Raw genomic sequence first — 5,328 nt, forward strand, 5'->3', positions numbered from 1 at the left:
CCTCCACCTTCTCCTCCCTCCGACCCGCCGAGGTGACCGCAGCATGCTGACCCGCCAGATCATCGAGACCGTCGTCCGAGCCGCGCTCGTCGAGGATGCGCCGTGGGGCGACCTCACCAGCCAGGTGCTCATTCCGGAATCGGCATATGCGACCGCGGCGCTGGTCGCCCGCGAGCCCGGCACCTTCTCCGGCGGCGAGGTGTTCGCCGCCGCGATGACCATCACCGACCCGGCGATCGCGGTCGAGCTCGCCGTCGCCGACGGCGAGGAGTTCGCCGCGGGCGCGACGCTCGCAACGGTCTCCGGCCCCGCGCGATCGGTGCTGCAGGCCGAACGCGTCGCGCTCAACTTCACGCAGCGGATGAGCGGCATCGCCACCACGACGGCCGCCTACGTCCGCGAGGTGGCGCACACCTCCGCCCGCATCGTCGACACCCGCAAGACCACCCCCGGCCTGCGCGCCTTCGAGCGGCACGCCGTGCGCTGCGGCGGCGGGCGCAACCACCGGTTCTCGCTCTCCGACGCGGTGATGGCGAAGGACAACCACCTCGCGGTCCTGACCGCGCAGTCGGGCCTCTCGGTCACCGACGCGCTGCGGGCGGTGCGCGCCGAGCTGCCGCACACCACCCACCTCGAGGTGGAGGTCGACCGGCTCGACCAGATCGAGCCGGTGCTCGCCGCGGGGGTCGACACGATCATGCTCGACAACTTCTCGCTGGACGAGCTGCGGGAGGGCGTCGCGCTCGTCGCCGGACGCGCGATCGTCGAGGCCAGCGGCAACGTGAACCTGTCGACCGTGCGCGCCATCGCCGAGACCGGCGTCGACGTCATCTCCTCCGGCGCGCTCACGCACAGCGTGCGGTCGCTGGACCTCGGGCTGGATGTGGTGGTCGGCGCGGATGCCGGTGTCACGGCCGTCGCGGCCGCCACGGCCGCCGCGGCCGCCACGGAGTGAGGCGCGCGCGATGACCGGCCCGCTCTACCTCGACGCCGCGGCCACCTCGGCCGTGCGCCGGGAGGTGCTGGAGGCGATGTGGCCGTACCTGACCGGCGACTTCGGCAATCCCTCCAGCCACCACGCCTACGGGGAGTCCGCGGCCCGCGCCCTGGCGGCCGCGCGTGCGGAGGTCGCCGGCTGGCTGGGCTGCCGCGCCTCCGAGGTCGTGTTCACCTCGGGCGGCACCGAGGCGGACAACCTGGCCGTCAAGGGCATCGCGCTGGGCGCGGTCGCCGCCGACCCGGACCGGGTGCGCCACATCGTGACGACTCCGATCGAGCACGAGGCCGTGCTCGCCTCCGTCGACCACCTCGTGCGCCACCACGGCTTCGAGGCGACGATGGTCCCGGTCGCCCGCGACGGGCTGGTCGACCCCGCCGCCTTCGCCGCCGCGCTGCGACCGGGGACGACGCTCGCCAGCGTCATGCTCGCCAACAACGAGGTGGGCACCGTGCAGCCCGTCGCCGAGCTCGCGCGGGTCGCGCACGAGAACGGGACGCCCTTCCACACCGACGCCGTGCAGGCGGCCGGCTGGCTCCCGCTCGACGTGCGGGCGCTGGGCGTCGACGCGCTGAGCGTCTCCGGCCACAAGCTCGGCGCGCCCAAGGGCATCGGCGCGCTGTTCGTCCGCGGCCGGCTGCCGCTCGAGCCCGTGCTGCACGGCGGCGGGCAGGAGCGGGGCCGGCGCTCCGGCACCGAGAACGTGGCCGGGGCCGTCGCGCTCGCCACCGCCGTCCGGCTCTCGGCGGAGGGGAGGGAGGCCGCTGCCGCCTCCGCGACGGCCGCCCGCGACGCCTTCGTCGCCGCCGTGCTCGCCGAGGCGCCGGAGTCCGTGCTGACCGGGCATCCGGCCTCCCGCCTCCCCGGAACCGCATCGTTCGTCTTCCCCGGGACCAACGGGGAGGCCGTGCTGCTGGAGCTGGAGCGTCACGGCATCGTCTCGTCGAGCGGATCGGCGTGCGCGGCGGGCAGCGAGGACGCCTCCCACGTGCTGCTCGCCCTCGGGTACGAGGAGGACCTCGCGCGCACGGCCGTGCGGTTCTCCTGGGGTCCGGAGGTCTCGGCCGAGCAGCTCGCGGCGGTCGCGCCGGCGGTCGGCGCAGCGGTCCGTACCGTGCGCGGGCTGGGCCGCTGATTATTCCGCGTTACGCGCACAGTGAACGGGCCGACGCGTTAACCTCCGCGACACCTGCGGCGTCGGTGGTGCTCGCTACTGTGGACCGGTGACTGAGCAGACCTCATCGTTCGAAGCCGTCGCCGAGCACGCGCCGGCGCCGGCCGCGGGCGCCTCCGCATCCGCCCGCGCGGCAACGACCCTGTCGCGCCGCGACTCCCGTGTGATCTGGCTGCTCCTCGCGGCCACCTTCGTCGTCATCCTCAACGAGACGATCATGTCGGTCGCCATCCCGACGCTGATGGACGACCTGAAGATCGACGCCCTGGCCGCGCAGTGGCTGTCCACCGCCTTCATGCTCACGATGGCCGTGGTCATCCCGATCACCGGCTTCCTGCTGCAGCGGTTCACGACGCGCTCGGTCTTCATCGCCGCGATGTCGCTGTTCTCGCTGGGCACGCTGCTGGCGGGTGTCGCCCCCGGGTTCGCCGTGCTGATCGGCGCCCGCGTCATCCAGGCGTCCGGCACGGCGATCATGCTGCCGCTGCTGATGACCACGCTGATGACGCTCGTCCCGCCGGCGCAGCGCGGGCGGACGATGGGCAACGTCTCGATCGTCATCTCGGTCGCGCCCGCGGTCGGGCCGACGATCTCGGGCTTCATCCTGAACTACCTGCAGTGGCGCTGGATCTTCCTCATCGTGCTGCCCATCGCCCTCGTGATGCTGTTCATCGGCATGCGGTTCGTCGAGAACGTCACCGAGACCCGGAACGTGCGCATCGACGTGCTGTCCGTCATCCTGTCGGCCTTCGGGTTCGGCGGACTCGTCTACGGGCTGAGCGCCAGCGGCGAGGGCGGCGGCTCGGCCGGGCCGGTGCTGTGGATCTCGCTCGCGGTCGGGGTCGTCGGGCTCGCGGCCTTCATCGTGCGCCAGCTGTTCCTGCAGCGCCGCGACCGGGCGCTGCTCGACCTCCGCACCTTCCGGTCGCCGATCTTCGCGGTCGCGATCGCGCTGATGGCGATCACCACGGCCTCGCTCTTCGGCGTGATCATCGTGCTGCCGCTGTACCTGCAGCACGTGCTGCACCTCGACACGCTGCTGACCGGCCTCCTCCTGCTCCCGGGCGGGGTGATCATGGGCGTCGCCGCACCGTTCGTCGGCCGGCTCTACGACCGGTTCGGGCCGCGCGTGCTCGTGGTGCCCGGCTCCATCCTGGTCAGCCTCGTGCTGTGGAGCCTCACCCTGGTCAACGAGCACACGCCGTTCGGGCTGGTGCTGACCGCGCACGTCGTCCTGAGCCTGGGCCTCGCGCTGATGTTCACGCCGCTCTTCACGGCCGGCCTCGGCGCGGTGCCGCCGCACCTGTACTCGCACGGCAGCGCGATCGTCGGCACCATCCAGCAGGTCGGCGGCGCGGCGGGCACGGCCCTGCTCGTCGCGGTGCTGTCCCTCCAGACGGCGGCGCTCACCGCGGGCGGCGCGCCGCTCGACGCGGCGACGGCCGGAGGCGTTCGGATGGCGTTCCTCGCGGCGGCGATCATCTCGCTGTTCGGCGTGGTGCTGTCCTTCTTCCTCCGCAAGCCCGCCGACGCGCCCTCCGAGGCGGCCTTCGCGCACTGAGCGCCACGGGGCGCGGCTGAGCCCCGCCCAACCCGGCCGAGCCCGGCGGCGGTACTCCCCGCCGGGCCGCCCGGTGCGGGATACTGCGCGCGACGAAGGGAGTCGTCGTGGCGCGCGGAGTGCAGGCCGACACGGTCGAGGAGTACCTGGCCGCGATCGGCGAGCCGTTCGGTGGAGCGCTCCGCACGGTCCGCGACCGGATCGCCGCCATCCTCCCCGGCGCGCAGCAGGTCATCAGCTACCGCGTCCCCACGTTCCGCTGGAACGGGAAGGGCGTCGTCGCGCTGTCCGCGACCGCGACGGAGTGCAGCCTCCTGCTCATGAGCCCGCCCGCCGCCGCCGAGCTCGCCGGGACGCTGACCGAGGGGTCGCTGTCGGGGGCCACGCTGCACTTCCCGCCCGACCGGCCGCTGAGCGACGAGACGCTGCGCGCCGTCCTCGCCGTGCGGCTGCGCGAGCTCGGCGGCGCACTGCCGCCCGGCCGACAGCCGGGTCCGAGCGACACCACGGGTCCGGGCGACACCACGGGTCCGAGCGACACCACGGGTCCGAGCGACACCACGAAGGAGTGATCATGTCCGTCATCCACACCCCCGACCCCGACGAGGCCACCGGCGAGGTCGCCGAGATCTACGCGCAGGACATCGCCGACCTCGGCTACGTGCCCGACTACACGCGCGTCATGGCGGTGAACCCCGAGGCGTACCGCGCCTGGGAGCAGCTCGGCCGGGCCATCAAGCGGTCGCTGGGCATGCGCCGGTTCGAACTCGTGACCCTCGCCGCGGCCCAGGGCACACACTCGCAGCACTGCCGGCTCGCCCACGGCCGCAAGACGCTCGCGGTGATGGAGGAGGACGAGCTGGAGGCCGTCGCCCGCGACTACCGCACCTCCGGCCTGACCGAGGCCGAGGTCGCCATGATGGAGTTCGCCGAGCGGATCAGCACCGACTCCACGGGCATCGCCGACGCCGACGTGCTGCGCCTGCGCGAGCTGGGCTTCACGGACCGCGAGATCGTCGACATCACGCTGGCCGCCGCCGCGCGCAACTACTTCAGTCGCGCCATCCAGGCGCTCGGGGCGGCGGTGGAGGTGCCGCCCGGTGTCGGCGACCGGCTGCGCGACGCGCTGCTGGCGCCGCTGTGAGCGTCCGCATCCGCCGCGTCTACGACGAGCCGGAGGCCGCCGACGGCTACCGCGTGCTGGTCGACCGGCTCTGGCCGCGCGGGCTCAGCAAGGAGCGGGCGCAGCTCGGCCGGTGGCTGAAGGAGGTCGCGCCCTCCACCGAGCTGCGTCGCTGGTTCCACGGCGAGCACCCGCCGTTCGACGCATTCGCGGAGCGCTACCGCGCGGAGCTGGCGGCGAACCCGGCGCTGGACGAACTGCGCGCCATCGTCCGCGACCACCCGGTGGTCACCCTCCTGGTCGCGGTCCACGACCCCGCCCAGAACCACGCCCGGGTCCTCCTCCCCCTCCTGTAATCCGCCTGACCCACCGGCGCGGGGGGGGGGGGTGTTTGGGGGGGGACGGGGATGATGCCGAAAAAACACCCCCCCCCCGCGGGGGGGGGGGGGGGGGGGGGGGGGGGGGGGGGGGGG

Annotated in this window: 6 protein-coding genes; all 6 read left to right on the plus strand. The window is 73.7% G+C overall.

What is annotated here, in order from left to right; translation table 11 throughout:
- The first annotated feature begins 43 nt into the window (after positions 1 to 43).
- Positions 44 to 955 (plus strand): carboxylating nicotinate-nucleotide diphosphorylase, encoded by a 912-nt coding sequence (nadC, locus tag ACR9ZG_RS17700; protein ID WP_481286166.1) that lies wholly within the window; start codon positions 44 to 46, stop codon positions 953 to 955.
- Between the two features lie 10 nt (positions 956 to 965).
- Positions 966 to 2,132 (plus strand): cysteine desulfurase family protein, encoded by a 1,167-nt coding sequence (locus ACR9ZG_RS17705; RefSeq protein ID WP_481286161.1) that lies wholly within the window; start codon positions 966 to 968, stop codon positions 2,130 to 2,132.
- Positions 2,133 to 2,220: 88 nt separating this feature from the next.
- On the plus strand, positions 2,221 to 3,732 hold the full coding sequence (locus ACR9ZG_RS17710; RefSeq protein ID WP_481286162.1) for an MDR family MFS transporter: 1,512 nt from the start codon (positions 2,221 to 2,223) through the stop codon (positions 3,730 to 3,732).
- A gap of 107 nt (positions 3,733 to 3,839) precedes the next feature.
- Positions 3,840 to 4,304, plus strand: a complete 465-nt coding sequence (locus ACR9ZG_RS17715) for an iron chaperone (RefSeq protein WP_481286163.1) — start codon at positions 3,840 to 3,842, stop codon at positions 4,302 to 4,304.
- 2 nt (positions 4,305 to 4,306) lie between these two features.
- Positions 4,307 to 4,876 carry a carboxymuconolactone decarboxylase family protein gene (locus ACR9ZG_RS17720; protein WP_481286164.1) on the plus strand — a complete coding sequence of 190 codons (570 nt, stop codon included), beginning with the start codon at positions 4,307 to 4,309 and terminating at the stop codon, positions 4,874 to 4,876.
- Positions 4,873 to 5,211 (plus strand): DUF488 domain-containing protein, encoded by a 339-nt coding sequence (locus ACR9ZG_RS17725; protein WP_481286165.1) that lies wholly within the window; start codon positions 4,873 to 4,875, stop codon positions 5,209 to 5,211. The genes ACR9ZG_RS17720 and ACR9ZG_RS17725 overlap by 4 nt, the downstream gene beginning before the upstream one ends.
- Positions 5,212 to 5,328: the final 117 nt, after the last annotated feature.

The organism is Leifsonia sp. KNZ12-8B, from assembly GCF_056755495.1.